The organism is Taklimakanibacter deserti (assembly GCA_003574785.1).
This window is the reverse complement of record QORU01000029.1, coordinates 16,474-41,656: the sequence shown is the minus strand read 5'-3', so window position 1 is coordinate 41,656 and position 25,183 is coordinate 16,474. Positions and strand designations below refer to the sequence as shown.

The 25,183-nt window shown below is 64.0% G+C and carries 30 protein-coding genes; 7 read left to right on the top strand and 23 right to left on the bottom strand.

Going from position 1 to position 25,183, the window contains the following annotated elements; genetic code table 11:
• Positions 1-3: 3 nt before the first annotated feature.
• The 6 genes from DS839_RS35210 to DS839_RS35185 are packed head-to-tail and all read right to left on the bottom strand — an operon-like array spanning position 4 to position 4,978.
• Positions 4-711, bottom strand: coding sequence for a phosphoadenylyl-sulfate reductase (locus DS839_RS35210; RefSeq protein ID WP_119275236.1), 708 nt, complete (start codon positions 709-711; stop codon positions 4-6).
• A gap of 8 nt (positions 712-719) precedes the next feature.
• Complete coding sequence (locus DS839_RS35205) at positions 720-1,250, bottom strand: DUF934 domain-containing protein (RefSeq protein ID WP_119275235.1); 531 nt, start codon at positions 1,248-1,250, stop codon at positions 720-722.
• Positions 1,237-2,892 carry a nitrite/sulfite reductase gene (locus tag DS839_RS35200; RefSeq protein WP_119275234.1) on the bottom strand — a complete coding sequence of 552 codons (1,656 nt, stop codon included), beginning with the start codon at positions 2,890-2,892 and terminating at the stop codon, positions 1,237-1,239. The genes DS839_RS35205 and DS839_RS35200 overlap by 14 nt, the downstream gene beginning before the upstream one ends.
• 2 nt (positions 2,893-2,894) lie before the next feature.
• Complete coding sequence (locus DS839_RS35195) at positions 2,895-3,239, bottom strand: DUF2849 domain-containing protein (RefSeq protein ID WP_119275233.1); 345 nt, start codon at positions 3,237-3,239, stop codon at positions 2,895-2,897.
• Entirely contained in the window at positions 3,236-4,651 is a 1,416-nt protein-coding gene (gene cysG / locus DS839_RS35190; protein WP_119275232.1) for a siroheme synthase CysG, read from the bottom strand. The genes DS839_RS35195 and cysG overlap by 4 nt, the downstream gene beginning before the upstream one ends.
• Positions 4,652-4,663: 12 nt before the next feature.
• Positions 4,664-4,978, bottom strand: a complete 315-nt coding sequence (locus DS839_RS35185) for a 2Fe-2S iron-sulfur cluster-binding protein (RefSeq protein ID WP_119275231.1) — start codon at positions 4,976-4,978, stop codon at positions 4,664-4,666.
• A gap of 170 nt (positions 4,979-5,148) precedes the next feature.
• Here DS839_RS35185 and DS839_RS35180 point away from each other — a divergent pair, with 170 nt between their 5' ends.
• Positions 5,149-5,769, top strand: coding sequence for a helix-turn-helix domain-containing protein (locus tag DS839_RS35180; RefSeq protein WP_119275230.1), 621 nt, complete (start codon positions 5,149-5,151; stop codon positions 5,767-5,769).
• 8 nt (positions 5,770-5,777) lie between these two features.
• On the opposite strand, the gene DS839_RS35175 is transcribed toward DS839_RS35180, so the two are convergent.
• From DS839_RS35175 to DS839_RS35165, 3 genes are all read right to left on the bottom strand, one after another.
• Complete coding sequence (locus DS839_RS35175; protein WP_119275229.1) at positions 5,778-7,148, bottom strand: cytochrome P450; 1,371 nt, start codon at positions 7,146-7,148, stop codon at positions 5,778-5,780.
• A gap of 86 nt (positions 7,149-7,234) precedes the next feature.
• Positions 7,235-7,705 carry an SRPBCC family protein gene (locus DS839_RS35170; RefSeq protein ID WP_119275228.1) on the bottom strand — a complete coding sequence of 157 codons (471 nt, stop codon included), beginning with the start codon at positions 7,703-7,705 and terminating at the stop codon, positions 7,235-7,237.
• A complete protein-coding gene (locus tag DS839_RS35165) occupies positions 7,702-8,010 on the bottom strand; it encodes an ArsR/SmtB family transcription factor (protein ID WP_119275227.1) in 309 nt (102 codons plus the stop codon). The genes DS839_RS35170 and DS839_RS35165 overlap by 4 nt, the downstream gene beginning before the upstream one ends.
• Before the next feature lie 107 nt (positions 8,011-8,117).
• Here DS839_RS35165 and DS839_RS35160 point away from each other — a divergent pair, with 107 nt between their 5' ends.
• Positions 8,118-8,753, top strand: coding sequence for a DUF1326 domain-containing protein (locus DS839_RS35160; RefSeq protein ID WP_119275226.1), 636 nt, complete (start codon positions 8,118-8,120; stop codon positions 8,751-8,753).
• Between the two features lie 9 nt (positions 8,754-8,762).
• Positions 8,763-9,521, top strand: coding sequence for a DUF2182 domain-containing protein (locus tag DS839_RS35155; RefSeq protein ID WP_119275225.1), 759 nt, complete (start codon positions 8,763-8,765; stop codon positions 9,519-9,521).
• Positions 9,522-9,526: 5 nt separating this feature from the next.
• On the opposite strand, the gene DS839_RS35150 is transcribed toward DS839_RS35155, so the two are convergent.
• Positions 9,527-9,955, bottom strand: coding sequence for a GFA family protein (locus tag DS839_RS35150; RefSeq protein ID WP_119275224.1), 429 nt, complete (start codon positions 9,953-9,955; stop codon positions 9,527-9,529).
• Between the two features lie 21 nt (positions 9,956-9,976).
• Positions 9,977-11,143, bottom strand: coding sequence for an enolase C-terminal domain-like protein (locus DS839_RS35145; protein WP_119275223.1), 1,167 nt, complete (start codon positions 11,141-11,143; stop codon positions 9,977-9,979).
• An 89-nt stretch (positions 11,144-11,232) separates the two neighbouring features.
• Between DS839_RS35145 and DS839_RS35140 the strand changes: the two genes are divergently transcribed.
• The 3 genes from DS839_RS35140 (at position 11,233) to DS839_RS35130 (ending at position 12,747) form a co-directional block, all read left to right on the top strand.
• Positions 11,233-11,823 (top strand): TetR/AcrR family transcriptional regulator, encoded by a 591-nt coding sequence (locus DS839_RS35140; protein ID WP_119275222.1) that lies wholly within the window; start codon positions 11,233-11,235, stop codon positions 11,821-11,823.
• Positions 11,824-11,897: 74 nt separating this feature from the next.
• Positions 11,898-12,368 (top strand): MGMT family protein, encoded by a 471-nt coding sequence (locus DS839_RS35135; RefSeq protein ID WP_119275221.1) that lies wholly within the window; start codon positions 11,898-11,900, stop codon positions 12,366-12,368.
• A 16-nt stretch (positions 12,369-12,384) separates the two neighbouring features.
• Positions 12,385-12,747 (top strand): nuclear transport factor 2 family protein, encoded by a 363-nt coding sequence (locus DS839_RS35130; protein WP_119275220.1) that lies wholly within the window; start codon positions 12,385-12,387, stop codon positions 12,745-12,747.
• Between the two features lie 227 nt (positions 12,748-12,974).
• Here the strand turns inward: DS839_RS35130 and DS839_RS35125 are convergent, their stop codons facing one another.
• From DS839_RS35125 to DS839_RS35080, 10 genes are all read right to left on the bottom strand, one after another.
• On the bottom strand, positions 12,975-13,727 hold the full coding sequence (locus tag DS839_RS35125; protein WP_438816562.1) for an ATP-binding cassette domain-containing protein: 753 nt from the start codon (positions 13,725-13,727) through the stop codon (positions 12,975-12,977).
• A 5-nt stretch (positions 13,728-13,732) separates the two neighbouring features.
• Entirely contained in the window at positions 13,733-14,932 is a 1,200-nt protein-coding gene (locus DS839_RS35120) for an alanine racemase (RefSeq protein ID WP_119275218.1), read from the bottom strand.
• A gap of 22 nt (positions 14,933-14,954) precedes the next feature.
• Entirely contained in the window at positions 14,955-15,923 is a 969-nt protein-coding gene (locus DS839_RS35115) for an ABC transporter permease (RefSeq protein WP_119275217.1), read from the bottom strand.
• Entirely contained in the window at positions 15,923-16,975 is a 1,053-nt protein-coding gene (locus DS839_RS35110; protein WP_119275216.1) for a substrate-binding domain-containing protein, read from the bottom strand. The genes DS839_RS35115 and DS839_RS35110 overlap by 1 nt, the downstream gene beginning before the upstream one ends.
• 10 nt (positions 16,976-16,985) lie before the next feature.
• Complete coding sequence (locus DS839_RS35105; RefSeq protein WP_119275215.1) at positions 16,986-18,053, bottom strand: substrate-binding domain-containing protein; 1,068 nt, start codon at positions 18,051-18,053, stop codon at positions 16,986-16,988.
• A gap of 39 nt (positions 18,054-18,092) precedes the next feature.
• Positions 18,093-19,358 (bottom strand): M20 family metallopeptidase, encoded by a 1,266-nt coding sequence (locus tag DS839_RS35100; RefSeq protein WP_119275214.1) that lies wholly within the window; start codon positions 19,356-19,358, stop codon positions 18,093-18,095.
• Positions 19,355-20,566 (bottom strand): ROK family transcriptional regulator, encoded by a 1,212-nt coding sequence (locus DS839_RS35095; protein WP_119275213.1) that lies wholly within the window; start codon positions 20,564-20,566, stop codon positions 19,355-19,357. The genes DS839_RS35100 and DS839_RS35095 overlap by 4 nt, the downstream gene beginning before the upstream one ends.
• Before the next feature lie 66 nt (positions 20,567-20,632).
• Positions 20,633-21,607 (bottom strand): DMT family transporter, encoded by a 975-nt coding sequence (locus tag DS839_RS35090; RefSeq protein ID WP_119275212.1) that lies wholly within the window; start codon positions 21,605-21,607, stop codon positions 20,633-20,635.
• Positions 21,608-21,681: 74 nt separating this feature from the next.
• The gene (locus DS839_RS35085; RefSeq protein WP_162919012.1) at positions 21,682-22,104 is read right to left on the bottom strand and encodes a nuclear transport factor 2 family protein; all 423 of its coding nucleotides are present in this window, start codon (positions 22,102-22,104) and stop codon (positions 21,682-21,684) included.
• A 66-nt stretch (positions 22,105-22,170) separates the two neighbouring features.
• Positions 22,171-23,031, bottom strand: coding sequence for an AraC family transcriptional regulator (locus DS839_RS35080; RefSeq protein ID WP_119275210.1), 861 nt, complete (start codon positions 23,029-23,031; stop codon positions 22,171-22,173).
• Here DS839_RS35080 and DS839_RS35075 point away from each other — a divergent pair.
• Complete coding sequence (locus DS839_RS35075; RefSeq protein ID WP_119275209.1) at positions 23,030-23,440, top strand: DUF2000 family protein; 411 nt, start codon at positions 23,030-23,032, stop codon at positions 23,438-23,440. The genes DS839_RS35080 and DS839_RS35075 overlap by 2 nt on opposite strands.
• On the opposite strand, the gene DS839_RS35070 is transcribed toward DS839_RS35075, so the two are convergent.
• Both DS839_RS35070 and DS839_RS35065 read right to left on the bottom strand, forming a co-directional pair.
• Positions 23,441-24,199, bottom strand: coding sequence for a class II aldolase/adducin family protein (locus DS839_RS35070; protein ID WP_119275208.1), 759 nt, complete (start codon positions 24,197-24,199; stop codon positions 23,441-23,443).
• Positions 24,196-25,116, bottom strand: coding sequence for a DMT family transporter (locus DS839_RS35065; RefSeq protein ID WP_119275207.1), 921 nt, complete (start codon positions 25,114-25,116; stop codon positions 24,196-24,198). Before DS839_RS35065 ends, DS839_RS35070 begins: the two co-directional genes overlap by 4 nt.
• Positions 25,117-25,183: the final 67 nt, after the last annotated feature.

Below are 25,183 nucleotides of genomic sequence, written 5' to 3'. Positions count from 1 at the left end.
GGATCAGCTCGCTTTGGCGAGACGAACCGGCTGGCCGTTCACCGTCCAGTGAATGCCGCATTCTTCTTTTGATTGACCAGCCCAGCGGCCGGCGCGGGGATTATCGCTCGAGCCGCCCTTGACCGTGCAGGGCACGCAGCCGATCGAATGATAACCCTCGGCAACGAGCGGATGCGCCGGCAAGCCGAAATGGCTCATATAGGCCTTGAGGTCCGCTGCCGTGAAGCGCGCCAGGGGCTCGACCTTGAGGCGCCCATCAGCCTCTTCGAGCGTCGGGAGATTGGTGCGGCCGCCGCCATGATAGCGCTTGCGTCCGGAAATCCAGGCATCGTAGCCCGAAAGCGCCTCCTGCAAGGGCTGCGTCTTCCTGATGTTGCAGCACATGTCGGGATCGCTCTGGTGCAATTCGCCTCTGGGATCGAGGAGGCGGACATTGTCCTCGTCAGGCTTGAAGATGCGGATATTGGTGAGCCCCAAGAGATCGACGAGCTTGGAACGATAGGCGATGGTCTCCCAGAAGAGCTTCTGAGTATCGAGAAAGATCACCGGGATGTTGCGGTCGACCTGCGCCGCCATATGCAGCAGCACGGCCGACTCGGCGCCGAAGGAAGAGACGAGCGCGATGCGGTCGCGGAAGACGTGCTTGACCAAGGGCTCGAGGATGTCGATGCCGTCAAAGAAGCTCAGGCGCTTGATGAGATGTTCGTACACGGATCACATCACCCGGCATGCGGCTGCTCGAGCCAGGGCTCGGCTTCGCGATGGCGCTCGCTCCACACTTCCTGCTGGCCGCCCGGCCGATAGAGGCCGCGCTGATAGGCCAGCGACATGCGGCGCGAGGCCTTGAGCCAGACATCGGCCGAGAAGCGGTCGCCGATCTCGAACGAGTCGAAGCCGACCTGCAGCATGAACTGCACCTGATCGGGCAGCACATTGCCGGCGGCGCGCAGTTCGCGCGCATAGCCCACTTCGCGGATCTGGCGTGCCAGCGAGTAGGCGCGCCCATCGGTGAAGGACGGGAAGGGCAGAATGATCAAGGCAAGGCGCGGCAGGAACAGAGACAGCGCCTCGGCCCGATCGATATTGGTGAAGACGACGCCGAGGCGCCCGTCATGGTCGGCGAGGCTTTCCCACTCCTTCAGGAGGCGGGCATAGGGGAGGACGATGTCGCCACTTTCGGGCTTCGGATCATCCGTACCCAGAATGATCCAATCATCGGCGACGATGGAACCGTTCTTAAGCAGCGGCATAGAGCGCCTCCTTGAAAGGCTGAGGCCCGAGCCTGCGATAGGCGGCGAGGAATTCCTCGCCCGGCTGGCGGTGGGCCAGATAGGTGTTGACGATCTTCTCGATGGCGTCGGGAACGTCCTCGCCGGCGAAGCCCGGGCCTAAGATGGTGCCGATCGAGGCCGTCTCCGAGGACGAGCCGCCGAGCGTGATCTGGTAATATTCCTCGCCCTTCTTATCGAGGCCGAGGATGCCGATATGGCCGACATGGTGATGGCCGCAGGCATTGATGCAGCCCGAGATGTTGATGCGCAGCGGGCCGATCTCATGCTGGCGGTTCAGATCGGCGAAGCGGCGCGAGATCGATTGCGCGATCGGGATCGAGCGGGCGGTCGCCAGCGAGCAGTAATCGAGGCCGGGGCAGGCGATGATGTCGCCGGCAAGACCGAGATTGGCGGCGGCCAGCTCCGAAGCGCCGAGAATCTTCCAGATGGCGAAGAGATCGTCACGCTTCACATGCGGCAGCACGAGGTTCTGATGGTGGCTGACGCGGATCTCGTCGAAGGAATAGCGCAACGCCAGATCGGCGACGGTGCGCATCTGATCGGCCGTCGCATCGCCCGGGATGCCGCCTTCGGGCTTGAGCGAGATGTTGACGATGGAATAGCCGTCGACGCGATGGGCGGCGACATTGGTGCGCACCCATTGGGCGAAATCCTTGTTCCTGGCGCGCGCTTCCTCGAAGCCGGGCGACCAGCGCGGCAGCTTCTCGAATTTGGGCGGGGCGAAGTAGACGCTGATGCGTTGCAGCTCGCGCTCCTCGACCTTGGTGTCGGCATGCGGGCGCCTGGCATATTCGGCCTCGACCTCGGCGCGGAACTTTTCCGGCCCAAGCTCGTGGACCAGGATCTTGATGCGCGCCTTGTATTTGTTGTCGCGCCGCCCATAGAGATTGTAGACGCGCATGATCGCCTCGAGATAGGCGATGAGCTCATGCTCGGGCAGGAAGTCGCGCACCGTGACGGCGATCACCGGGGTGCGGCCGAGGCCGCCGCCGACCAGGACTTCCCAGCCGCGCTCGCCCTTGTCGTTGAGATGGAGCCTGAGGCCAATGTCATGCACTTTCACCGCGGCGCGGTCATTGGGAGCGCCAGTGACGGCGATCTTGAACTTGCGCGGCAAGTAGGAGAATTCGGGATGGAGGCTCGACCACTGGCGCACGAGCTCGCCCACGGGGCGGGGATCCGCCAGCTCGTCGGCCGCCGCACCCGCCCACTGATCGGTCGTCACATTGCGGATGCAATTGCCGGAGGTCTGGATGGCATGCATCTCGACCTCGGCCAGCGCATCGATAATGTCGGGCGTGTCTTCGAGCTTGATCCAGTTGAACTGGATGTTCTGGCGCGTGGTGAAATGGCCGTAGCCGCGGTCCCATTTCTCGGCGATCATCGCCAGCTGGTTGAGCTTGCGCGAGTCGAGCGTGCCGTAGGGAATGGCGATCCGGAACATATAGGCGTGGAGCTGCAGATAGAGGCCGTTCATCAGGCGCAAGGGGCGGAACTCGTCCTCGGTCAGCTCGCCCGAAAGGCGGCGGCGGGTCTGGTCGCGGAACTGCGCTGCGCGATCATGGACGAATTGACGGTCGAACTCATCATAGCGATACATGGTCAAACTCCTTGCAAGGCGGCGAAGTGGCCGCCCTTGCCCTCGGCCTGCTTGCCGAGGTCGATGCGCACCGTGGGCCCGAGCGAGCGGATGCGCTCCTTGATATGGCTGGCGAAGACATGGCCGTCGCGGCGCTCGGCGTCGAAGAGATAGACGCCAGTCACCACATTGACGCGCTCTTGCTCCTTGCCGCGCGCTTCCAATGCGGCCTGTGCCTGGGGTTCGGTGGCGAGCACCGCGCCGTCGATATTCTCGCTCCATTGGCCCGAATGGGTGAGGAAGACGACTTCGCCGTCCTGCAGACGGTTGGCGGTGAGGATCTTGCCCTTTTCAGTGGCGGTGGTCATGACGCTGCTCTCAAAACTTGGTGCCCGGTTGCTTCGCGGGCAGGGAAGGTGAGAATGTCGGCGGAGGTCGTTGCGGGTTTGAGGCCGACATAGATGATGGCGGGACCTTCGACCCCGTTGAGGGCGAGGGTTTCCCAAAGCGAGCCGATGCTACACATCATCACCCGTTCATTGGCGAGCGTGCCGTTCTCGACGACAGTGACCGGCGTGCGGTGATCGATGCCGGCATCGAGGAGCTCCGCCGAAATATCGCCGGCGGCATTGACGCCCATATAGATGGCGAAAGCCTGGCCGGGCTTGGCAAGCGCTGCCCAGTCATGCTGGGCGAGCCCGTCTTCGGAAGCGCCGGTCAACAGCGTGATGCTGCGGTTCTGGCCGCGCTGGGTGAGCGGCAGGCCGACGGAGGCGGCGCAGCCCAAGGCCGCGGTGATGCCGGGAACGACATCGACCGGAATGCCTTGATCGGCAAGCGCTGCCTGTTCCTCGCCGCCGCGGCCGAACACATAAGGATCGCCGCCCTTGAGGCGCACGACATGGCGGCCGGCTTTGGCCTCGCGGATCAGGATGGCATTGATCTCGGACTGCTTGGGCGATGCGGCGAAAGGCGTCTTGCCGACCGGAATGCGGATCGCGTCGCGGCGGGCGAGCTCGAGAATGCCGGGGCCGATCAGACGGTCATGGACGATGACGTCGGCTTCCTGAAGCTTGCGCTGCGCCTTGAGCGTCAGGAGCTCAGGATCGCCAGGTCCTGCACCCACGAGCGAGACGCGGCCCACCGACGGGGAGGTAACATCGATGAGCGCAGCCTCGAGCTCGCGGGTATAGGATCGGGCATCGCCGGCCAGGAAAGAGTCGCGAATCGAGCCGAAGAAATAACGCTGCCAGAAGGAGCGGCGGCGATTGCCCTGCGGCACACGCTCGGCGACGCTCTGGCGCAAATGGCTCGCGGCTTCGGCGAGCGAGCCCAGAGCTTGCGGCAGCAGCGCCTCGATCCGGCTGCGCAGCCCCATGCCCAGCACCGGGGAGGTGCCTTCGGTGCCGATCGCCACCACGACGGGATCGCGATCGACGATCGAGGGCGTGATGAAAGTCGAGAGAGCGGCATCATCGACGGCATTGACGGGTATGCCCCGGTCGCCGGCGGCAACGGCGACGTCATGATGCAGATCGTCATCGGCCGAATAGACGAGGGCGGCGTCATCGAGAAGGGGAGCGGCGAAGCTCTTGGCGAGCCAGACGATGCGGCCGTCGTTCCGATAGGCTGCGAGCTCTTCATGCAAAGCCGGAGCGACGACATTGATGCGGGCCTTCGTCTTCAAGAGGAGACGGACCTTGCGCAATGCCTCTTCGCCGCCACCGACGATGACGACCTTGCGGTTGTCGAGATCGAGAAAGAGAGGGAAATAACGCATGACTTTTCCTTCTCAAGCCTGGGGCACAAGCTTGACCGCGAGCCCATTGAGCTCGGGCGTGTAGATGATCTGGCAAGAGAGCCTGGAGGTCGGCGTCAGCACCGGCACCTCGTCCAGCATCGCTTCTTCATCGTCGCGGGCGGGATGGAGCTTCGGCGCCCAGTTGGCGCAGACCTCGACATGGCAGGTGGCGCAGGCGCAGGCGCCGCCGCACAGGCCCCCGACCTCGAAACCATGCTCGCGGATGATCTCCATGATCCGCCAGCCTTCCACGGCATCGAGATCGTGGTGATTCCCGTCCAGGTCCGTTACGTGAATGATGCCCATTGGCTTAACCGTTCGTCCATCAGCACGGTCGGATCCGGCGGCGCTCCCCCTTCAAGCCTTTAGATTCCTGTTGATTTGCAAGGGAATCTGGCGGTAGAAGAGCAAATACGCTGTTCGACAATCCGAACGTTCGTTATTACGAACAGCTGTTCTATAGAAGGAACGCCGGAATGTCAACGCGCCGCGGGCGCAAATCAGGCGACGCCCAGGCGATCGATATGACCCCGGCGCTCGGCAAGACCATCCAGAGGTTGCGTAAGGCTTACAATATGTCGCTGGGCGAGCTTTCCGAGCAATCGGGTGTCGCCAAGTCGATCATTTCGCAGATCGAGCGCAATGAGACGAACCCCACGATCGGTACCGTCTACCGGTTGTCGCGGGCGCTCGACACGACGATCGACGAGGTGCTGAAGCACGACGACGACCCCAATTTCGTCGAGGTCCAGACCAAATCGGGCGTCCCCATCCTCGAAAGCCAGGATGGGCTGTGCCGGCTGGCGATCGCCGGGCCCCTCAACCTGGTCGATCAGCTGCAATGGTATGATTTCCAGGCGCGACCGGGCGGGGCGCTCGAATCCGATCCGCATCCGCCGGGCACGGTCGAGCATCTCTATCTGCTCAAGGGCGAGCTCGAAGTCACCTGCGATGGCGAAACGCGCCTGCTCAGGACCGGCGAGTCGGTCCGCTTCCGCGGCGACCGGCCGCACCGGCTCTTTAATCCGGGCACGGACTATGCCCATGCCACGATGGTCCTGGTCCTGCGCCAGATGGCCTCGTCCGACGCGTCGTAATCCCTCTCTTATCGCCGCGAAATCCGCATGGGCAGTCCGCCGCGCGGCTGGGTCGTGAGCCTCTGAACCGGCCATGGCTGCGTCGCCGCGATCGCATCGAAGCGGAAACGCGAAAGAAGAACGCCGAGCGCAATCATCGCCTCCTGCATGGCGAAGCTTGCGCCGATACAGATCCGGGCGCCGGCGCCGAACGGCAGATATTGATAGCGATCGATCTTCTCGCGATTGCCCGGATGGAAACGCTCCGGCAGGAAGGCATCGGGCTCTTCCCAGAGCCTGCGGTTGCGATGGATGGTCCAGGGCATGACAAAAACCTGGGCTCCTTTCGGCAGGAAAAAGCCACCGTAGACATCATCCTCGATCGGCTCGCGATTGATGGCGGGGGCAGGCGGATAAAGCCTGAGCGCTTCCTCCAAGGCAGCACGCGTGAAGGGCATGGCGTCCACCCATTTCAGGGGATCGGGCTCGCGCGCGACGACGCGGTCGATCTCGGCCTCGACCCGCTCGCGCTCCCAGGGCGCCTTGGCCAGCAAGTAGATCGTCCAGCCGAGGGCCCGCGCCGTCGTCTCGTGGCCGGCGCCAAAGAAGGTGATGAGATTGTCCTCGACCTCGGCCCGCGTGAGCCCGCCTGGTCCTTCGGCCTCGAGCAGAAGGGCGAGGAAGTCGCGTGGTGCGTTTCCCGGATCCGCGCGGAGCCGCTTTTCGCGCAGGGCAATGGTTTCGGCGACGATCTTGCGAAGATGCGCCAAGGGCCGGCGCCCGCGAAGATGCGTGATACGCGGCAGCCATTGCGGGGCGCGCAGGAGATCGAGCGGATCCATGCGCCCCATCGTCTCGAGCAGGCGCTCGACATGATCGAGGAACACCTCGGGCTCGATCGCGACCTCGCCCGAGAACAGCGTTTCGACAAGGATGTCGAAAGTGAGCATGGTCATGTCCTTGGCGATATCGGCCGGCTCTTCCGCCCGTTCATAGCGCGCTGCGAACTTGACCGTCCTCTCATGCATCTTTGGCGCGAAGCCCTGGATGTGGCGCGGCGTGAAGACCGGCGCCATCGCCTTGCGCGAGCGTTTCCAGACGTCGCCTTCCGAGGTCAGGAGTCCGTCGCGCAGGATGGGGCGCAGGATTAGTTGGCGCCCGGTCGCCAGCCGGTAATTGGCGGCATTGTCGACGAGCACATGGCGGACGAGGCCGGGATCATTGGCGACGACGATCGCGCTGCTGACACCCGGGAACAAAATCCATGGCTCGTTATAGGCAGGCTCGGCCCACAGCTCGAGCGAGTTGCGGTAGACAATGGCGATCGTCGCCAGCTTCGACGCCGGCCTGGCGCGAGGTTTGGGCGCGGGAGGGACGAATGGTACGGGCTTGGTGTCCATGGCAGCTCGCACTTTATCCTGCTCTGCCTCAGAGGCGCGTGACAAAAATAGCCTCGCTTGTCAAATGAACGAACCTGTCGGACGAGTCAGATCGCCATGGCATAGGCCTCGAGAAGGCCGGGCCAACCCTGCTTGTCGTCGAAGGATTGCCGCATTTTCTCGGCGCGTTCGCCGAAACGCTCGAGCAGGCGGTGCTCGAGATCGACACGGGTCGTATCGGCGCCTTCGCTCGTGAAGCGGACCTCGACCTCGGTGATCAGCGCCGGATCGAATTGCCAGTCCGGACTGAGCTGCCACGCCAGCAGCAGGCGACGCGGCGGATCCCAGTCGATGACATGGCCCCATTGGCACTCGGTTCCATCGGCGCCGATCTCATACCAGCGGCCCTGAGGCCGGGGCTCGATGACGACATCCTTTTGCGTTGTCGCCGGGTTGAGTGAATGGCTCTTCAGCCACCAGCGTCCCATATCCTGGGTGAAGATCGCGAAGGCGCGCTCGATTCCTGCTTTGACGGTCACGGTCTTGCGGACGGGAGCAGGGGAGATTTGCCGGTTCATGGCGAGCCTTCCTCATGGCGGGCGATGTCTTCGGCATAGTTTTCAAGGGCCGCCGCCCAGAATTGGTCGAGCCACACCCTGATGGCGGCGAGGCCGTCGGGATCGATGCGATAGATCCGTCGTGTCCCTTGCGCATGATCGCGAACCAGGCCGGCGGCCTTGAGGGACGCCAGATGCTGAGACACGGCGGGCCGGCTGACCGGCAGGCCGCGGGCGAGTTCGCTGACGGCTTGCGGACCGCGGGCGAGGCGCTCGAAAATCAACTGTCGGGTGGGATCGGCAAGGGCGGTAATTTGGTAAGCCATTGCTTACTGTAAGTTTATACTTACAATCTGTCAATAAGTTAGGTTTACGCAGCGGGACGGAGTCTGGTAAAATCGGCCCGGGCGCGGATCCGAAAGGGGATATCGCCATGACCATGATCGATTGGATGATCCGCGGTCCCGAGATCGCGACCTGCAACTGCGCCTATGGCTGTCCGTGCCAGTTCAACGCGCTGCCCACCCATGGCAATTGCACCGCCAGCGTCGCCATGCGCATCGACAAGGGCCATTTCGGCAAGACGAAGCTCGACGGGCTGCATTGGGCCGGAGTCTTCGCCTGGCCCGGACCCATCCATGAGGGCCATGGCCAGGCACAGCCGATCGTCGATGAGCGGGCGAGCCCGGAGCAGCGCGAGGCTCTGCTCAAGATCATGTCGGGCCAGGAGAGTGTACCTGGCGCCACCTATTTCCAGGTTTTCAGCACGATGATCGACAAGGTGCATGATCCGCTGTTCAAGCCGATCGCCTTCACGGCCGACATCGACAAGGCCACCGGGCATTTCAAGGTCGACGGCGTCATCGAATCGAAAGCCGAGCCCATCCGCAATCCGGTGACGGGCGAGCCGCATCACGCCAAGCTCTCGCTGCGCAAGGGCTTTGAATTCCTGTCCGCCGAATTCGCCTCGAGCACGACCAAGGCGAAAGGCAAGATCGCCCTCGACTGGTCGGGGCGGCATGGGCATCTGGCGATGATCCATATCACCGGCGAGGGGGTTGTGCGCTAAGCTGGCCTGATGGGCAGTTTCTTCGCATCTCTGTTTCACTATCGCCGGCTTGTCACGATCGCGAGCCTTGCGGTCGTCGTCGCGCTCTGCGCGTCGCTCATGCAATGGTCGGGCGACCGGCTGATGATGATCGATCTGACGAGCGGCGCCGTCCTCTATGCCGCCTTCGTCTTCCTCATGTGGTGGACGATGATGATGGCGATGATGCTGCCCACCGCCGTGCCGGCTTTGCTGACCGATGCGGCGATCGTCCGCAAGTTTTCACCGGCAAAGGATCCGGCCTGGACGCAGGCCGCCTTCGCCGCGGGCTATGTGGCCGTCTGGTCGGCCTTCGCGCTGGCCGCGACGCTGGTCAATATCCTCCTCGGAACCGTCATCCAGATGACGCCGATGATGGCGATCACCAGCCAGCTCGTCGGCGTCGCACTTCTCGCCATAGCCGGCCTCTATCAGCTGACGCCGGCGAAGCAGGCCTGTCTCACCAAGTGCCAGTCCCCCTTCGCCTTCATTCCTGGACAATGGCGCCCGGGCGCCGCGGCCGCCTTCGAGCGCGGGCTGCGGCACGGGCTTTACTGCACCGGCTGCTGCGGCATGCTGATGCTGCTCCTGTTCTATGGCGGCGTGATGGAAGCCAATTGGATCGGGGGCCTGGCACTCTATGTGCTGGCGGAGAAGCTGATCCCGGCGCAGTGGCGCCTCTCTCAGTTCACCGGCGTGCTGCTGCTGATCTGGTCCGCAGTCCTGGCCGTGTCGCTGTTGCGCGCATAAAAGGGCTATTCCGGTTCCTTCGCATATTGCCGGGCCGCATCGGGGATGATCACGCCCCGAAGCTTGCGGCAGGTCCAGATGTGAACGGCATCCGTCAGATCGAGCGGCGCATCGAGCGAGCCGCCCTTGATGCAGACTTCTTCTTCCTGGTCCTTGTCGCCATCCCACAGCCGCGACCCGCAAGCGGGACAAAAGGAGGAGACGAGAGTCCAGCCGGACTCCGTCCGGCGCGACCATTGGCGGACCTCACCGGTGAGATGCCGCATGCCGGCCGAGCCGAACATCGCCGATATGGCGAAGGCCGAGGCCGACTGCTTCTGGCATTCGCGGCAGTGGCAGATGAAGAGACGGCGCAAAGGCCCGGCAATCTCATAGCGCACCTTGCCGCATTGGCAGCCGCCGGTGAGCGGTGGTCGGGCTTGCGCGTCCAGCATGTTCCGGTCTCCTGGTGTATGTCAGGCAAAAGCGGCGGCGAAGGCCTGCATGATATCCGGATTGAGCTCGAAGCCTATACCCGACTGTTGCGGCAGATCAACATGCCCTTCCGAGATGCGCAATCGGTCCGACAGTTGCGAAAACGGGTGGAAAGCGAAAGGCGTCACCTCGGCGCCGCCGAGGCCCAATGCCGCGGCGATATGCAGGCTGAAGAGATGTCCGCCATGCGGCCAGAACGCGGAGCGCGGCCATCCTTGTTGAGTGAGATGCTCGATGATGCGCAAATAGCCGGTGAGCCCATAGCAATGGACGGGATCGAAGAGGAGAAAATCGCGGTCGCGGCGGAGCCCGCCATGGGTATCGAGGAGCCTCGCCTCGGGAAGCGAGAACAGGGCCTCGCCGGCAGCGACCGGACGTGCATAGGTTGAAGCCACGCGCGCCTGTGCCGCAAAGTCATGCGGGTCGCAAATATCCTCGAACCACCAGAGGCCGAGAGGTGCAAGACGCGCGGCGGCCGTGAGGCCCATCTCGACGTCATAAGCATTCATCGCATCGACGGCGAGATGAGCGGCGGCAGGGAGCTGCCGCATGGCCGCTTCGATCCGGTTCAGATCACTTTCAATCGGAACGCCGCCGATCTTCATCTTGGCATGGGTAAAACCCTGGTCGACGAAACGGCGCATCTCGTCCGCCAGCCTTTCGAGGTCATTATGCGGGTAGCGATAGCCGCCGCCGGCATAGATGCGAAGGCGGGCCGGAACTTCGTGCCCGCGGCCGAGCCCCCGGGCGAGAACCGTGTGAAGCGGTTCTTCCGCCATCTTCGCGGCAATATCCCACAGCGCCATGTCGAGGGCGCCGACGGCGACGCATCTCTCGCCATGCCCGCCCGGCTTTTCGCCCGCCATCATCACATCCCAAGCACGCCGGGGATCGAGAGCGCCCGAGGTCGCATCGAGAAGAGAGTCCGGCTGTGCCGCGAGCAGGCGCGGGATGAAGCGTTCACGCATCAGACCACCCTGGGCATAGCGGCCGACCGAGGCATAGCCATAGCCGGTGACCCGCCTTCCCGCCCTGACGGCATCCGTGGTCACCATCACGAGGCTCGTGGTGAGATCGCCGGAGCGTAAGGCCGGATCGGCATAGCGGGAAACCGGAGTCGAGCGTTCGCGAATGTCGGTGATGCGCATGGCGCAGTCATGTCCGATCCTTGGCCGATTTGACAAGGCCGGAAAGACCGCGGAAGATATCAGAACAAGCATTCTGGAAAAATAGCCAAATGGCAAGACCGCGCGCCTTCGATCCCGCCGCCACGCTCAGGAAAGCGATGATGGTCTTCTGGGAAAGGGGCTATTTCAACAGCTCGATCGACGACATCGTCGCCGCCACCGGCGTCAGCCGCTATGGGCTCTACGATATCCATGAGAACAAGCGTGGCCTGTTCCTGGCAGCGCTCGATCACTATTACGCAACGATCTTCGAGCCCATGCTGGCGCCGGTCACCAAGCCCGATGCCGGGCTTGCCGAGATTCGCGACTATTTCGGCGTGCTCCTCCATTATGCCCGCAAGCCCGGCGGCGGGATCGGATGCTTGATGTGCAATTCGGCGAGCGAGGTGGCGCCGTTCGATAGGGATGTGGCCGCGCGGGTCAGGAATTTCCAGGACAATGCCCGGCAGGCCTTCCGCCGGGCGCTCGTCAATGCAAGGCGCAAAGGCGAGATCGGGCAGGGGATCGATCCCGCACGGCATGCCGATTTCCTCACCGGGGCGCTGCAGACGGTGTGGCTGCTGGCCCGCTCGTCCGCCGGATCCAAGGTAATCGCGAACCATATCGCCGTCACGCTAGCGACCCTGGACAAACAGGGATAACGGAACGATCGTTCTTGAATCGGCTTTACAAGTAACAGAACATATGTTCTGTTATTGTCGTCACGGAGGAGATCATGGGCAAGCGCAAGTCATGGGCGGAAAGGCTGGCGGACGACAAGAACCTGCCTTTGGTCAAGCCGATCCCGCCGAAGATGGTCAAGCGCTCAGGCTCGGGGTCGATGGTCGTGCCGGCGCCGCGCGAGGTCGATGCGGCGATCAAGGTGGTGAAGAAGCGCAAGCTCGCAACGGCGCGCGAGATCGCCGGCCTGATCGCACGCCGGCATGGCACCACCGTGTGCTGCCCGGTGACGACCGGGATCTTCGTCTGGATCGCCGCCCATGCGGCACATGAGGCCGAGCTCATGGGCAGAAAGGCGGTCACGCCCTATTGGCGGGTGCTCAAGAACGGCGGCGAGCTCAACGGCAAATATCCGGGTGGGCTCAGCGATGTGAAGCGGCGCCTGGAAGCGGAAGGCCATGTCGTGGTGCGGCAAGGCCAACGCTGTTTCGTGAAGGATTATGAAAAGAAGCTCGCCGCGATTTGAAAAGGAGGACGTCGGCATGGCCTTGCGTGAGACATGGGCAGCCTATGAGGAAGCCTGGAGCGAAAGCGATCCCGGCAGGCGGGCGACGATCCTCCGCCTCACACTCGATGCGACATTCGTCTATAGCGATCCGGTGACGCGGACCGAGAGCCAAGATGCGCTGTCGCGCTATATCGGCGAACTGCAGCAGACCGTTCCCGGGCTGCGCATCGTCACGACATCCTTTGCCGAGCATCACGACGCCTGCCTGGTCGGTTGGACGCTGCAGGACGGCAACAGCAATGCGGTGGCGAGAGGCGTGACCTGCGGAGAGCGTGACGGCAACGGGCTTTTGAAGAAAGCGACCGTGTTCTACGATCTGCCGCACGGATCACCGTGACAGCAGCAAGGTCATGACATTCAAGGCCGCGGCCAAGACACCACTGATCACAAGACCATACAAAACGGCTTCGACGGGACGCATGGCGCCCTCCATCCTCAAGCAGTCAAGCCCCCATCTCATCGTCGAAGCATAGGCCAGGACGGCTGAAGCGCGCATGAATGCGCGGTTGTGCGAAAGTCAGCTTGGCACCGGATCTTCCATATTTTTCAAGAGATTGCCTTCCATCATATGCGTGTGGCGGCCTGCAGGCCGGTGATCATCGATACGATCTCGTTCTTGTCCGTCTCGCCGGTCTTGCGTATCCCGATCTGCTTGCCGCGCCGCAGCACGCAGATGCGGTCGGACAGACGGAAGACTTGATCGAGGCTGTGGCTGACGATGAGGATCGCCAGGTTGCGCGCCTTGAGGCCGGTGATGATGCTCTCCACGCGTGCCGTCTCGGCGACGCCGAGTGCTGCGGTCGGCTCGTCCATCAGCACCAGGTTGGTTGCCCAATGGGTTGCGCGCGCGATAGCCACGCCCTGGCGCTGTCCGCCCGACAGCGAGCGGATGATCGACTTCGCCGAGGGAATGCGGACATCGAGATCGCGCACCAGCTTCTCGGTCTCGGCGATCATGCTGCGCCGGTCGAGCTTTCCAAAGGAGCCTGTCGTCTTCTCGCGCCCGAGAAACAGGTTCATATAGACCGTCTGGCTGTCGGCCAGCGCCAGGTCCTGGTAGACGACCTGGATGCCTTTCGCCTGCGACTGGCTGGCGTCGGTGAAATGCACGGCCTCGCCATCGAGGCGGATTTCTCCAGAGGTCGGCTGATACATGCCGGCAATGATCTTGACCAGCGTCGACTTGCCGGCGCCGTTGTCGCCGACGAGCGCCACTACCTCACCGCGCGCGATGTCGAGATCGAATGTCTCGATGGCGATGATGCCGTCGAAGTTCTTGTGGATATTGCGCAGGCTGAGGGCGGGCACGGCGCTCATGGCACTCATCCTACCGGCCAGGCGACGGCTCTGCCCGTCGCGTCGTGGATGGCCTCCACTTTCGGCTTGCCCTTGGCGAGGCCCGAGACGCCGACGACATAGGCGCGGGTGACGAAGGCCTGCGGGCGGAAGCCGAATACCACGCTGTCGCCGGGGCGCGCAGCTTCGGGTCCCGATGCGTCGATCATGCCGTAGTAGTCGATGGCTGCCGGCGGCGGGATCTCGACGCTGCGCAAGGCGGAGGCGGCACTGGTCGGCTCGCGCGCGACGACCGCCTTGAGGTCATAGTCCGGAAAGACCGGATCGATATAAAGCCCGCCGCCGAAGCAATAAGCGCGGCCGCCATGGAGATGCGAGACCTCGCTCAGATAGACGACGCTCGGCAGCTCCGGCAGGTCTTCAACGGCATGCAGCGGGCTCGTGCCGGTGAGGCCGTGGCCGGGCTCGCATTGCGTCGCGCCGACCTCGGCAAGGGCCGGGATGACCGCTGCCGAGGTCGTGCCGGGCGCATTGATCTCGATATCCTTACGGCCGGCCTTGGCGAGCGCATCGGCGGCGCGCTTGAGCGTCGTGGTGTTGGGCGTAGGCTTGATGCGGCGCGTCTTCGCATCGAAAAGCTGAGCCGGAAACGTCGTGATGCCGGCGAAACGCCCGTCGGCGATCCGGTCGATGCGGTCGGCAACGGCAAGAATGTCGGCGGCGGGAAAGCCGCCCTCATGGCCTATATAGAAGACATCGCCTTCCGCCTGGATGCGGGCGAGGAGGCGCCCTGAGCCGGCCGCCGCCTTGAGCGCGGCGCCGGCTTCGCCGGCCTTCTCGTCGTTGAAGACCGTCCAATAACGGGGCTCGAGGCGCGCGGCGGCATCGGCTTCGGCCCGCGGCACCTGAACCAGATGACCGACATGTCCAATGGCGAGGCCGGCGCGATGACAGGCGCGCGCGCACTCCATGTCGACGACAACCGCCTCACCGATGCCGCCGCGCTTGACGGCCTGGCAGAAGGATGCGTTGCGGCCCATCTGCTTGGTCATCGCGAAAACCTTGAGGCCGTGACGGTCGGCGGCGGCGCGGATGGCCCGAGCGTTGCCCTCGACCGCATCGACGTCGATCACATAGCTGTTCGCCGGCAGCACTCTTTCCTGGTGCAGGCGGATAGCCGCCTCGATCAGGCGGGGATTGCGGCGGCGCAGTACATCAAGAAACATATTCCTCGCTCCGGCTTGGATTTCAGCGTTGCGGCTCGCGCAAGGTGAGCGCGACCGCGAGAAGGATGATGAGGCCGCGGACGATCAGCTGCTGGGAGACGGCGAGCCCCATCAGGATGAGGCCATTGTTCAGGATTCCCATCAGCAGCGAGCCGACCAGCGCGCCGACGACAGTTCCGGTGCCGCCGGTGAGGCGCGTGCCGCCGACGATCACGGCGGCGATCACGGTCAGTAGATCGGTCTCTCCCAGCGTATAACGCGCTCCCTGGATGCGGCCGAGATAGAGAAGGCCGGCGAGCGCGGCGCAGGTCGAGCCGAGGACGAGGATCTTGAGCCGCAAGCGATCGACCTTGATGCCGGCGGCGCGCGCGGCGCGGGGATTGTCGCCGGTCGCGAGCACATGCGCGCCAAAAGGCGTCTCGCGATAGACATAATGGCCGATGGCGACGGCCAGCACCGTCCAGATGACGAGAGACGGGATGCCGAAGAGCGAGCCCGAGCCGAACAGGCCGGTGAAGGTCGCGTCCGTCACCGGCACGGACTGGAGATTGGTCATCCAGCGCGCGACGCCCGCCAGAAGTCCCATGGTCGCCAAGGTCACGAGGAAAGACGGCAGCCTTACATAGGCGACGAGGGCGCCATTGACGAGGCCAATGACGACGCCTGCGCCAAGGCCGGCCACGACCCCCAGCGTCCAGTGATGATCGCGCATCACCACGGCGGCCAGCAAAGCGGAGACCGCCACCACCGAGCCGATCGAGAGATCGATCTCGCCTGCGGTCAGCACATAGACCATGCCGATCGCCATGATGGTGACCGGCGCCGTCTGCTGCACGATGTTGAGCAGATTGGAGGCCGTGAGGAAACCGTCGTCCCACAGCACCACGGCGAATAGCGCGAAGATCAGCAGGAACCCGACATAGACGACATAGGCGCTGGGATCGAGCCCGCCGATGACCGGTATTCGCCGAAGGCTGGAGGAGAACGACATCAATTGGCTCCGAGAGAAGCCGGCGGGTCGCGGTGCAAGGAGGCGTTCCAGCCCTCCTTGACCGTGTCCTTGGTGATGGCGATGGCATTGACGGCAAGGAAGGGCGCCACCTTCTCGCCGATGAGCCCCAGGGCCGCCGCCCGCGCCGCGGTGACGCCGATGCCATAGGCCTCATCGGCGACGATCGCCGCGACATTGCCGCCCTTCACCATGTCGAGCGCCAGCGGCTCGGAGAGATCGAGGGTCACGATCTTCGTGTGCTTGTTGCCGGCATTGCGCAGCGCCGCGAGCACCAGCTCGGCGGGCTCGGCCCAGGTGACATAGATCGCGTCGAGATCAGGGTTCTGGGCGACGAAGGCATTGCCGATGTCCTCGGCGCGCGCCGGATCGGCAAGACCTTGCTCGGCGACGATCTTCATGTCGGGCTTGGCTTCGATGGTGGCCTTGAAGGACTGGTCGCGCTGGTTGGTCACATAGAAGGCCGCGTCGTGGAAGATGTAGCCGATCTTGCCCTTGCCGCCGAGGGCCTGGGCCATGGCCTCGCCCGCCTTGGCGCCCATCTGCACCAGGTCGGCGGAGGAGATCGCGACATAGTCGGTTCCCTGCTGAAAGCCCTTCGGCGCGTTGTCGACGAACATCAGCTTGGTACCGGCGGCGAGCGCCGGACGGTAGACTTCGGCGGCCGTGTCGGGATCGACCGGCAGCGAGACGATGACGCTCGGCTTCTTCGCCAGGATCGTCTCGACATCGTTCTTCTGCCGCGCGGCATCGAAGCCGGCATCGGTTTCGGCGACGACCGCGATGCCGAGGCGCGTGAATTCATCCTTGGCGCCGTTGCTCACGGCCGCCGACCAGTCTGACGTCGTGTGCCAGGACATGGCGGCGGTGAACTTGCCGTCCTTGACCTTGGCTTCCTGCTCGGGCGTCAGCGTGACCGAGGCGGCAGGGGTCGCCGCCTCGCCATGCGGGCCCTTGGTGGCGTCGAGGGCCAGAGCCGGCAGCGCCAGCGCCGCGAGAATTCCGGTGGCTATCAGTGCTTGCTTGAACGACATGTCTTCCTCCTCACTTCGATGCATTGAGGACGGATTGCGGCGTGTCGCGGTTGAGCGACTCGCTGTAACCCTCTTTCACATTCTCCTTGGTGACGGTGACGGCGGGCGCCACCACGAAGGCCGGCGCCTCCTTGCCGAGGAGCCCATAGGCGGCGGCAGTGGCCATGGCGCGGCCAAGCTCATAGGCCTTGTCGGCGACGATGCCGGCGACATTGCCGCCCTTCACCATGTCGAGGGCGATCGGCTCCGACAGATCGAGAGTCACGATCTTCGTCTTGCTGTTGCCTTGTGAGCGCAAAGCGGCGAGCACGCCTTCCGCCGGCTCCGCCCAGGTCACATAGATGCCGTCGAGATCGGGCGTCTTGGTCAACAGCGCCTGCGCGATCTCCTCGGCGCGGGCCGGATCGGAAATGCCCTGGCTGTCGACGATCGACATGTCCTTGTAGTCCTTCTCGATCGTCGTCTTGAACGCATTGTCGCGCTGGTTGGTCACGTAATATTGCGCGTCGTGAAAGATCCAGGCGAGCTTGCCCTTGGCGCCCAGCGCCTTGGCGAGCACATCGGCGGCCTGCTTGCCCATCTGGAACAGATCATCGGTGACGATTGCCACATAGTCGGCGCCGTGCTTGTAGCCAGCGGGCACATTGGACAGGAAGACGAGCTTGACGCCCTTGTCCTTTGCCGCCTGGAAGGCCTTGGCCGAGCCTACGGGATCGAGCGGCAGAGCCAGAATGGCGCTCGGCGATTTCGCCATGACGGTCTCGACGTCGCTGAGCTGCCGGGCGGAATCGAAGCCCGCATCGGTGGTCGCCACGACCTCGACGCCGAGACGCTTGAACTTATCGGTGGCGCCGGCGGTCACCGCCGTCACGAAATCCGACGACGTATGCCAGACGAGGGCCGCGGTATATTTGCCGTCCTTGACCTTGGCGACTTCGGCATCGGTGAGCGTCAGGGCGCTCGACGGCGTGGCGGTTTCGCCATTGGGGCCGATGGTCTGCGCCATTGCCGCACCTGCGATCGTCAAAGCGAGAACGCCGCCGATCGCGGCGCCGATCAGCCTGTTTTTGAACCTCATGGCATTTTCCTCCTCCTGTTATTGGCCCGGATAGGGCCGTCAGCTGTTGATGGCGCTTCGATCGAAGCCTGCAAGAAAGACCGCAAAGGCCAGGATACCGTCGAGATAGTCGTCGATGACCACATGCTCCTCGAGCGTATGGCAATTGCGTATGTCGCCCGGCGCGCAATAGACGGTCGGGATGCCGAGCCGGTTGGTCAGGAAGGGCGCTTCCGACCAGTAAGGGGCGCCCTCGATCTGCCCCCGGTCGGGGCGGATTGCGTGAATGGCCTCGCGCAGCAGGCCGACCGCGGCAAGATCGGGTGCTGCCTCCATGGGCGTGCCGCCAAAGCGATGATCGCGGCCGGCGGGATAGGCGAATGAGATCGAGATGCCGTCGGCGACAGATGCCGCGCGCACCGCCGTCTCGAGGCCTGAAACCGCACGGTCCAGGCTCTCGCCCGGCAGCAGCTTCAGGATCAGGCTGATGCGGCATTCCCCCGGAACCGCGATATAGCCGCCGCCCTCAATGCCGGTGACCAGGACGAAGGGCCGGCCGACGAGAGGATGAGGTACGCGCGCTTCGAGGGCCGCCGAATGTGCCCAGATCGCCGACAGAACCGCATGCGCGGCCTTGAGCGCATCCACGCCCAGCTCCGGGACGCCGAAATAGGCCGAGCGGCCGGTGACGGTGATGTCGCAAATGAGGAAGCCCATTTGCGCCGGATAGACATTGAGCTCGGTCGGTTCGACATAGATGGCGAAATCGGGCCGTGGCACGGCGCCGGCTTCGATCTCCGCCACGAGCGCCTTGATGCCCAGGCTTATGCCGGTACCGGGCTCGCCGCTCTCCTCATCGCCGATGAAAGCGAAGAGAACATCCGATCCGGGCGTGAGCCCTGCTGCGGCCAGGAGCCGCGACGCCGCGAGCGTGGTGCAGATGCCGGCCTTGAGATCGCCGACACCGCGGCCCCAGATGGCGCCATCGACAGAAGCGGCGGCGAAGGGGCTCTCGCGCGGCGTGCCGGCCCAGCGTTCCGTCCAGCCGCGCACATGTACCGTGTCGGTATGGCCGGTGAGCAAGAGACACGATCCGCCCCGAGACCCGCGCAGCACTCCGCGGACATTCGGCCGTCCGGCCGCGAAATCGGTCAGCGTGACCTGCTCGGCGCCGAGCGATGTGAGCTCCTCCGCCAGAAGGCGAGCGAAGGCCGCTTCCGTCCCGGTGATGCTCGGCATGCCGACGGCGCGGCGCAGCAAAGCGAGCGCCGCCTCCCGGTCGAGGAGGGGCCGCAATTTTGCAACAAGGTCCCGGGTCTGGGTCATTCGGCAGCCTTCGCGATCGATATGGCCGGCAGGCCGAGATCTCCCGGCAGTCCGGCAATGCCGAAAAGCGTGTTGTGAAGACGGTTGACGGCCATCGACAATGCGCCGATCAGGCCGGCGCGACTGCCGAGCAGGCTCGGCACGATGCTGACCGGCCGATCGAAAACCTTGCCCATGCCGCCACGGACGCGCGCGATGAGCTCGCTGCGGATGCCGATGCTGCCGCCCATGACGACGATCTGCGGATCGACGATCGCGCAAATGGCGGCGATCGCCAGTCCCACGACTTGCGCCGTCTGGTCGATGACGCGAGAGGCGAGGGGGTCACCGGTTTCGAGGCGGGCGAAGATGTCACGGACGCCGTCGACTGCCGTGCCGCCCGCCGCCCCATAGCGATCGAGGATCGCCCGTGCTCCGACCTCACGCTCGAAAGCGCCGGTCGCGAGCGCCTCGGGCGAATAAAGATCCGAGCCGACCGGCAGATAGGAGATCTCGCCGGCAGCGCCGCCGGATCCGCGCGCCAGCTTGCCGTTGACGATGAGGCCGAGGCCGGTGCCGGTGCCAAGAGCGAGAAAAGCGGCGTTCTCGCAGCCTTGCGCGCAGCCCTGCCAGGTCTCGCCGAGCATTGCGAGGTTGATGTCGTTCTCGATCGTGACGGTCTGGCCGAAAAGCTGCTTGAGCTCGGCCGCGACATCGATCTCGGACAGGCCTTGAATGTTGGGGACGAGCCGGATCGCGCCGGTCGCCGGGTCGAGCACGCCGGGCGTCCCGACGACGACGCTCCTGATCGCGTCGAAGGGAATGCGCCTGCCGGCAGCGAGCCCGATGGCGAGCGCGTGTATCTGCTTGAGGATGTGCCGCCCGCCGCGCGGGTCGGTCGTCTCGGTCGTCTCGGCGACCACCTCGCCGATGAGATTGGCGAGGGCGGCCGAGACCTTGCTGCCGCCAAGGTCGATGCCGAGCGAAAAGGCGGCTTGCCGCGCGACCTCATAGGTGACGGCGCTGCGTCCGACGCTGCCGCTCGTCGAGCCGACGGCTTTCACCCATCCTTCGCTGACGAGCTCGCCAACCACTTCCGACATGGTCTGCTTGGAGAGGCCCGTCGCCCGGGCGAGATCGGCGCGCGAAATCGGCGCCTCTTTGATCAGCACTTCTGCTGCGAGGCGGCGCGAATACTGCCTGACCAGAGGCGAACGGACGCTTTTCACGATCGATCCCGCCCAAGTTAGTTCGTCAAGTCGCCGAACTAATCATCGCCAGTTTTGGAGCCGGAGTCAAGCGCGCGGGTCAGGCGCTTTCTCCCCGGCCGTCATCGCGGCGGGCTGATCCGGCAGCCGGGGCCTTAGAAGCACGATCAACCCGGCCGCCATGATGAGCAGCATGCCGAGAAGCGTCGTCACCGGCGGGACCTCGGCGAAGAACAGGAAGCCCCAGAGCGGCCCCCAGATCATGCCCGTATATTCGAAGACGGTGACGAGGCCGGCATCGGCCATGCGATAGGCATGGGTGAGAAGCGACATCGCGACGGCGGCGATCACGCCGCAAGCACCCATCATGATCAGGCCCTTGGCGTCCGGCCAGGTCCAGGGCCGGACCAGGAAGGCCAGGCTCGGATGCTCGGCCGTCGTCCAGCCCACCAGATGAAAGGTGAGCGCCATGAGAGCGGCGCCGAGCAGATAGACCGCGTTCTGATAGAAGGCCATGACCGAGGCCGGCTCGTAGACGCCGAGCTTGCGGGCGAACAGCATGGCGAGCGCGTAGGTGACGGCGCTGAGCAGGCTGAGCAAGGCGGCGGGCTCGAAGAAGCCGAAACCCGGCCTCAGGATGACGAGCACGCCGGCAAAGCCGACAATGAGCGCCACGATCGCCTTGAGCCTTATGCGCTCGCCCAGGATGGGCACGGCGAGGAAGGTGACGAGGAAGGGGGCGGTGAAGAAGAGCACGATGGCTTCGGCGAGCGGTAAGGCCGGAAAAGCCAAGTAATAAGAAGTATAGGCGACGAGCAGGATGAGGCCGCGAAAGCTCAAGGCCCAGAAACGTGGCGACAAGATGAGGCGCAGGCCACCTTCCCAATGGATGAAGAGGAGAAGGATGGGGAAGGCCACAATGGAACGGGTGACGATCGCCTGGGTCACGGCATAGTCGGAACTCACCGCCTTGATGATCGCATCCTGGGTCGAGAAGACGAAGACGCCCAGGCAGAGCGAAGCAATGCCGATGAGGTTGCGGTTGCCGGCAAATCGGATCATCCCCAAGAATGAAACGGCTCCGGTGCAACAGCCTGCCTGTTCGCGACATCGGTGCAACAGGCCCGACGCCTGCCTCAGCCAGCTGGCGCATCGCCGGCAGTCCAGACAGGCTCCGTGGTCATGCGGAACACCCGCCAGCCTTCGGCGGTGCGGACCATCTCGAAACGATAGCGCTCGGCGATATCGAAATGCGACGCGGGCGCTTCGGCGCGATGGACGTGGAAGCCCCGCAGATTGGCGCGCACTTCCGCCTTGTCGCCCGACAATTCGATCAGATAGTCGGTGAAGAGGTGATGGGTGCTTGCCAAGCGTCCTTGCGAGTGACCGCGCTTCACAACGACGTCCGCGGTGAAGATCGACCGCAGGTTGTCGAAGCGCTTCTCATCGAGCGAGAGGCCGATATGGGTGATGAGATCGATGATGGCGATCCGGTCGAAGAGATCGCTGGCCTTGCGATCGAGATCGGCGGGTGCGGCGCTTAGGGCGGCGTGCGGCATGAGTGCTCCTCGGGTCGGCAGCGGGAGCATCCTTCATAGAACCTCAACTCAACTTGAGGTCAAGGGTCAGTTGCGAAGAGCCTGCCAGTGGCCGGGCGTCATGCCGAAGGCCCGCTTGAACTGGCGCGTCATATGGCTCTGATCGGCAAATCCGCCCATGAAGGCCGCTTCGGCCAGGGCGTGACCGGCGCTGATCGCCGATTTGACGCGATCTAGGCGGCGCATGGTGAGATAACGATAAGGGCTGGTGCCGAGACGCCAGCGGAAATGGCGCGCCAGCGTGTAGCGGTCCAGGCCGGTTACGCCCTCGAGCTCCTCGGAGGCGACCATGCGCATGAAATTCTCATCCAGGAAGGCGCGGGCGCGATCGACCGCGACCGCCGATGTGGCGAAAGACGATGGCGGTCTCTGCGATGTGTCGAGGGCGAGGAGGGCATCGGCGATCCGGGCCACGATCTTGTCGCGCTCCAAGGGCTCGAACGGGCGACTGAGATCGGCAAGGGCGGCGAAGAGGGCGTTCAGGAGCCGCGGATCGGATGAAACGGCCGAGCGCAGGAAAGGCAAGGCGCTCGCTTTGCCGGCAAGCGCTTCGGCGATGAGGCGCGGCTCGATATAGAGCATGCGGTAGCGGAAGCCATGCTCGGCGCCGGCCCTGCCGTCATGCACCTCGTCGGGATGGAGGACGATGGCGTTGCCGGAGCGGCTGTCGGCGCGGCTGCCGCGATAATCGAAGGACTGGACGCCGCTGACGGTGAAGCCCAGCGCATAAGTGTCATGCCGGTGAGGATCATAGGCATGGCCGGCAAAGAAGGCCTCGATGCGCTCGATGCCGGGCTCGGACGGCGCCTGGCCGATCCAATCGCCCGATGTGCTGCCGCACGATTGTTCAAGACGGGCCTTGCTGATTTCTCTTACGCTTTTCGCCATGACCTTCGATACCAAGATCGCCATCGTGGTCAGGGAGGATTTGGCTCCCTGGCAGAAATTGAATGTCACCGCGTTTCTCAGCGGTGGCCTCGCCGGAGTCTATCCCGAGATCGTGGGCGAGCGCTATAGTGACGCGTCCGGCGGAACTTATGGGCCGCTCGTGCGCCAGCCGGTCCTGGTCTTCACCGCATCACTGGAAGAGCTTGCGCGCACGCTCACACGGGCACGTGAACGCGGCGTCGTGCCGTCGATCTACACATTGGATCTTTTTACGACCTACAATGATATCGACAATCGCGCCGCGGTCGCCGCTGTTTCAACCGAAAAGTTAGATCTCGCGGGCCTGGCGCTCCATTCCGAACGCAAGCTCGTTGATAAGATCATCAAGGGTCTCAAGCTTCACCCTTGATCATTCCGCGTAGGAGGGATCCTTGCGGTCGAGGACCTTCTTCATCTCCTCGAAATGCGCGAAGGCGGAGTCGGAATAGAGATCCCAGTCGCGCGCCGTCTGCTCGGCGACCTTGTCGCTCATCACATTGAGCTTCTGGCCGGTGGAATAGGCCAGCACCAGGGTCTGGCAGGCGCGCTCGAGATAATAGAGCTCATCGAAGGCCTCGGCCACCGACGCCGCGGCGATCAGCACGCCGTGATTGCCCATCATCATGGTCTTGTGGTTGCCGATGAGGGAGGCCAAGCGGTTGCCCTCGGCATCCGAATTGGCCATGCCCTCATAGCCCAGATCATAGGCGACGCGCTTGTAGAAGCGCGCGGTGTTCTGGTCGATCGGCTTGATCTCGGGATCGGCAAGCCCGACAAGCGCCGTCGCATAGGCCGGATGGACATGGAGGACGCAGCGCGCGCTCGGAACCAAAGCGTGCATGCGGCCATGGATGCACCAGGCGGTCTCGTCCGGCGCGTCCGGGCGCTTCATCGCCTCCTTGTCATCGGCATCGAGCAACAGGAGGTCGGAGGCCTTGATGCCGGAGAAATGCCGCCACCTCGGGTTCATCAGGAACTTCTTGCCGTCGGGCGACACGGCGAGGCTGAAATGATTGGCGATACCCTCGTGCCAGTTGAAATGCTCGGCCAGGCGGAAGGCCGCGGCGAGGTCGACGCGCAGCTGCCCTTCCTCGGAGGTCCTGGTCTTGAGCTTGGTCACCGCTGTCATCTTGCTTTCTCCCGAATGAGCGTGTTGCGCCTATGCTGGCTTTCGCGATGGAAAATGTAAAGGCCGCTGCCGATGATGAGGGCGGCACCCAGCCATGTCGAGAACTGAGGCCACTCGTTGAACAAAAGCCAGCCGAAGAGGGAAGCCCAGATCAGCGAGGAATAGGAGAAGGGGGCGACAACCGCCGCGGGCGCATGGCGGAAAGCCTGGATCAGGCACAAATGCCCGACGCCGCCCAGAAGACCGGTCGACATCAGCAACAACCAATCTGTCCCCTGCGGCCATTCCCAATACCAGGGAACGATCAGGCTGGTGACGACGGCGCCGATCACGGCGGTGTAGAACAAGGAGGTCAGCGGCTCGTCATAAAGGCGAACCTTGCGCGTCATGATCTGGTAATTGGCGTTCAGCAGGGCGGCGACCAGCAAAAGGACCGCGCCCACAAAGAACGTGTCCGTGTCGCTCTCCCAGGGCTGCACCACGATCAGCGCGCCGAGGAAGCCGATTCCGACGCCGATCCAGCGGCGCAGGCCCACATGCTCCTTGAGCAAGGGAACGGAAAGCACCGTGATCAGGATGGGAGAGAGGAACATGATGGTCGTCGCCGTCGCCAGCGGCACCAGGCGCACGCCGGCATTGAAGATGCCGGTGGTAAGGGCGAGCAGCAAGGAACGGGAGAGCTGCAGGCCGGGCGCCTTGCTCTTGATGATCGACGGCAGGCTCGGGCCGGCGGCAAGGGCCGCAACGATGGTGGCGAAGAAGAAGCGCGCCCAGGTCACCTGGACCAGGGAATAGGTGAGCATCAGCTCCTTCATCATCGTATCGAGCGATGTGAAGCATAATACCGTCGCCAGCATCCATAGTATGCCGACGGCACTGTTCTCGCGCTGCTCGACAGCTTCTCCCGCGACGCTCATCGATAGCGAGCTATAGGCAAGCCGACCTATGAAGCCAATTGCCAATCCAGGCGATCATGAATGCGCC

Coding starts and splice junctions, on each gene's coding strand:
- DS839_RS35205 (WP_119275235.1), bottom strand. CDS start 1,250: ATGCCGCTGCTTAAGAACGGTTCCATCGTCGCCGATGATTGGATCATT.
- DS839_RS35200 (WP_119275234.1), bottom strand. CDS start 2,892: ATGTATCGCTATGATGAGTTCGACCGTCAATTCGTCCATGATCGCGCA.
- DS839_RS35195 (WP_119275233.1), bottom strand. CDS start 3,239: ATGACCACCGCCACTGAAAAGGGCAAGATCCTCACCGCCAACCGTCTG.
- cysG (WP_119275232.1), bottom strand. CDS start 4,651: ATGCGTTATTTCCCTCTCTTTCTCGATCTCGACAACCGCAAGGTCGTC.
- DS839_RS35185 (WP_119275231.1), bottom strand. CDS start 4,978: ATGGGCATCATTCACGTAACGGACCTGGACGGGAATCACCACGATCTC.
- DS839_RS35180 (WP_119275230.1), top strand. CDS start 5,149: ATGTCAACGCGCCGCGGGCGCAAATCAGGCGACGCCCAGGCGATCGAT.
- DS839_RS35175 (WP_119275229.1), bottom strand. CDS start 7,148: ATGGACACCAAGCCCGTACCATTCGTCCCTCCCGCGCCCAAACCTCGC.
- DS839_RS35170 (WP_119275228.1), bottom strand. CDS start 7,705: ATGAACCGGCAAATCTCCCCTGCTCCCGTCCGCAAGACCGTGACCGTC.
- DS839_RS35165 (WP_119275227.1), bottom strand. CDS start 8,010: ATGGCTTACCAAATTACCGCCCTTGCCGATCCCACCCGACAGTTGATT.
- DS839_RS35160 (WP_119275226.1), top strand. CDS start 8,118: ATGACCATGATCGATTGGATGATCCGCGGTCCCGAGATCGCGACCTGC.
- DS839_RS35155 (WP_119275225.1), top strand. CDS start 8,763: ATGGGCAGTTTCTTCGCATCTCTGTTTCACTATCGCCGGCTTGTCACG.
- DS839_RS35150 (WP_119275224.1), bottom strand. CDS start 9,955: ATGCTGGACGCGCAAGCCCGACCACCGCTCACCGGCGGCTGCCAATGC.
- DS839_RS35145 (WP_119275223.1), bottom strand. CDS start 11,143: ATGCGCATCACCGACATTCGCGAACGCTCGACTCCGGTTTCCCGCTAT.
- DS839_RS35140 (WP_119275222.1), top strand. CDS start 11,233: ATGGCAAGACCGCGCGCCTTCGATCCCGCCGCCACGCTCAGGAAAGCG.
- DS839_RS35135 (WP_119275221.1), top strand. CDS start 11,898: ATGGGCAAGCGCAAGTCATGGGCGGAAAGGCTGGCGGACGACAAGAAC.
- DS839_RS35130 (WP_119275220.1), top strand. CDS start 12,385: ATGGCCTTGCGTGAGACATGGGCAGCCTATGAGGAAGCCTGGAGCGAA.
- DS839_RS35125 (WP_438816562.1), bottom strand. CDS start 13,727: ATGAGCGCCGTGCCCGCCCTCAGCCTGCGCAATATCCACAAGAACTTC.
- DS839_RS35120 (WP_119275218.1), bottom strand. CDS start 14,932: ATGTTTCTTGATGTACTGCGCCGCCGCAATCCCCGCCTGATCGAGGCG.
- DS839_RS35115 (WP_119275217.1), bottom strand. CDS start 15,923: ATGTCGTTCTCCTCCAGCCTTCGGCGAATACCGGTCATCGGCGGGCTC.
- DS839_RS35110 (WP_119275216.1), bottom strand. CDS start 16,975: ATGTCGTTCAAGCAAGCACTGATAGCCACCGGAATTCTCGCGGCGCTG.
- DS839_RS35105 (WP_119275215.1), bottom strand. CDS start 18,053: ATGAGGTTCAAAAACAGGCTGATCGGCGCCGCGATCGGCGGCGTTCTC.
- DS839_RS35100 (WP_119275214.1), bottom strand. CDS start 19,358: ATGACCCAGACCCGGGACCTTGTTGCAAAATTGCGGCCCCTCCTCGAC.
- DS839_RS35090 (WP_119275212.1), bottom strand. CDS start 21,607: ATGATCCGATTTGCCGGCAACCGCAACCTCATCGGCATTGCTTCGCTC.
- DS839_RS35085 (WP_162919012.1), bottom strand. CDS start 22,104: ATGCCGCACGCCGCCCTAAGCGCCGCACCCGCCGATCTCGATCGCAAG.
- DS839_RS35075 (WP_119275209.1), top strand. CDS start 23,030: ATGACCTTCGATACCAAGATCGCCATCGTGGTCAGGGAGGATTTGGCT.
- DS839_RS35080 (WP_119275210.1), bottom strand. CDS start 23,031: ATGGCGAAAAGCGTAAGAGAAATCAGCAAGGCCCGTCTTGAACAATCG.
- DS839_RS35070 (WP_119275208.1), bottom strand. CDS start 24,199: ATGACAGCGGTGACCAAGCTCAAGACCAGGACCTCCGAGGAAGGGCAG.
- DS839_RS35065 (WP_119275207.1), bottom strand. CDS start 25,116: ATGAGCGTCGCGGGAGAAGCTGTCGAGCAGCGCGAGAACAGTGCCGTC.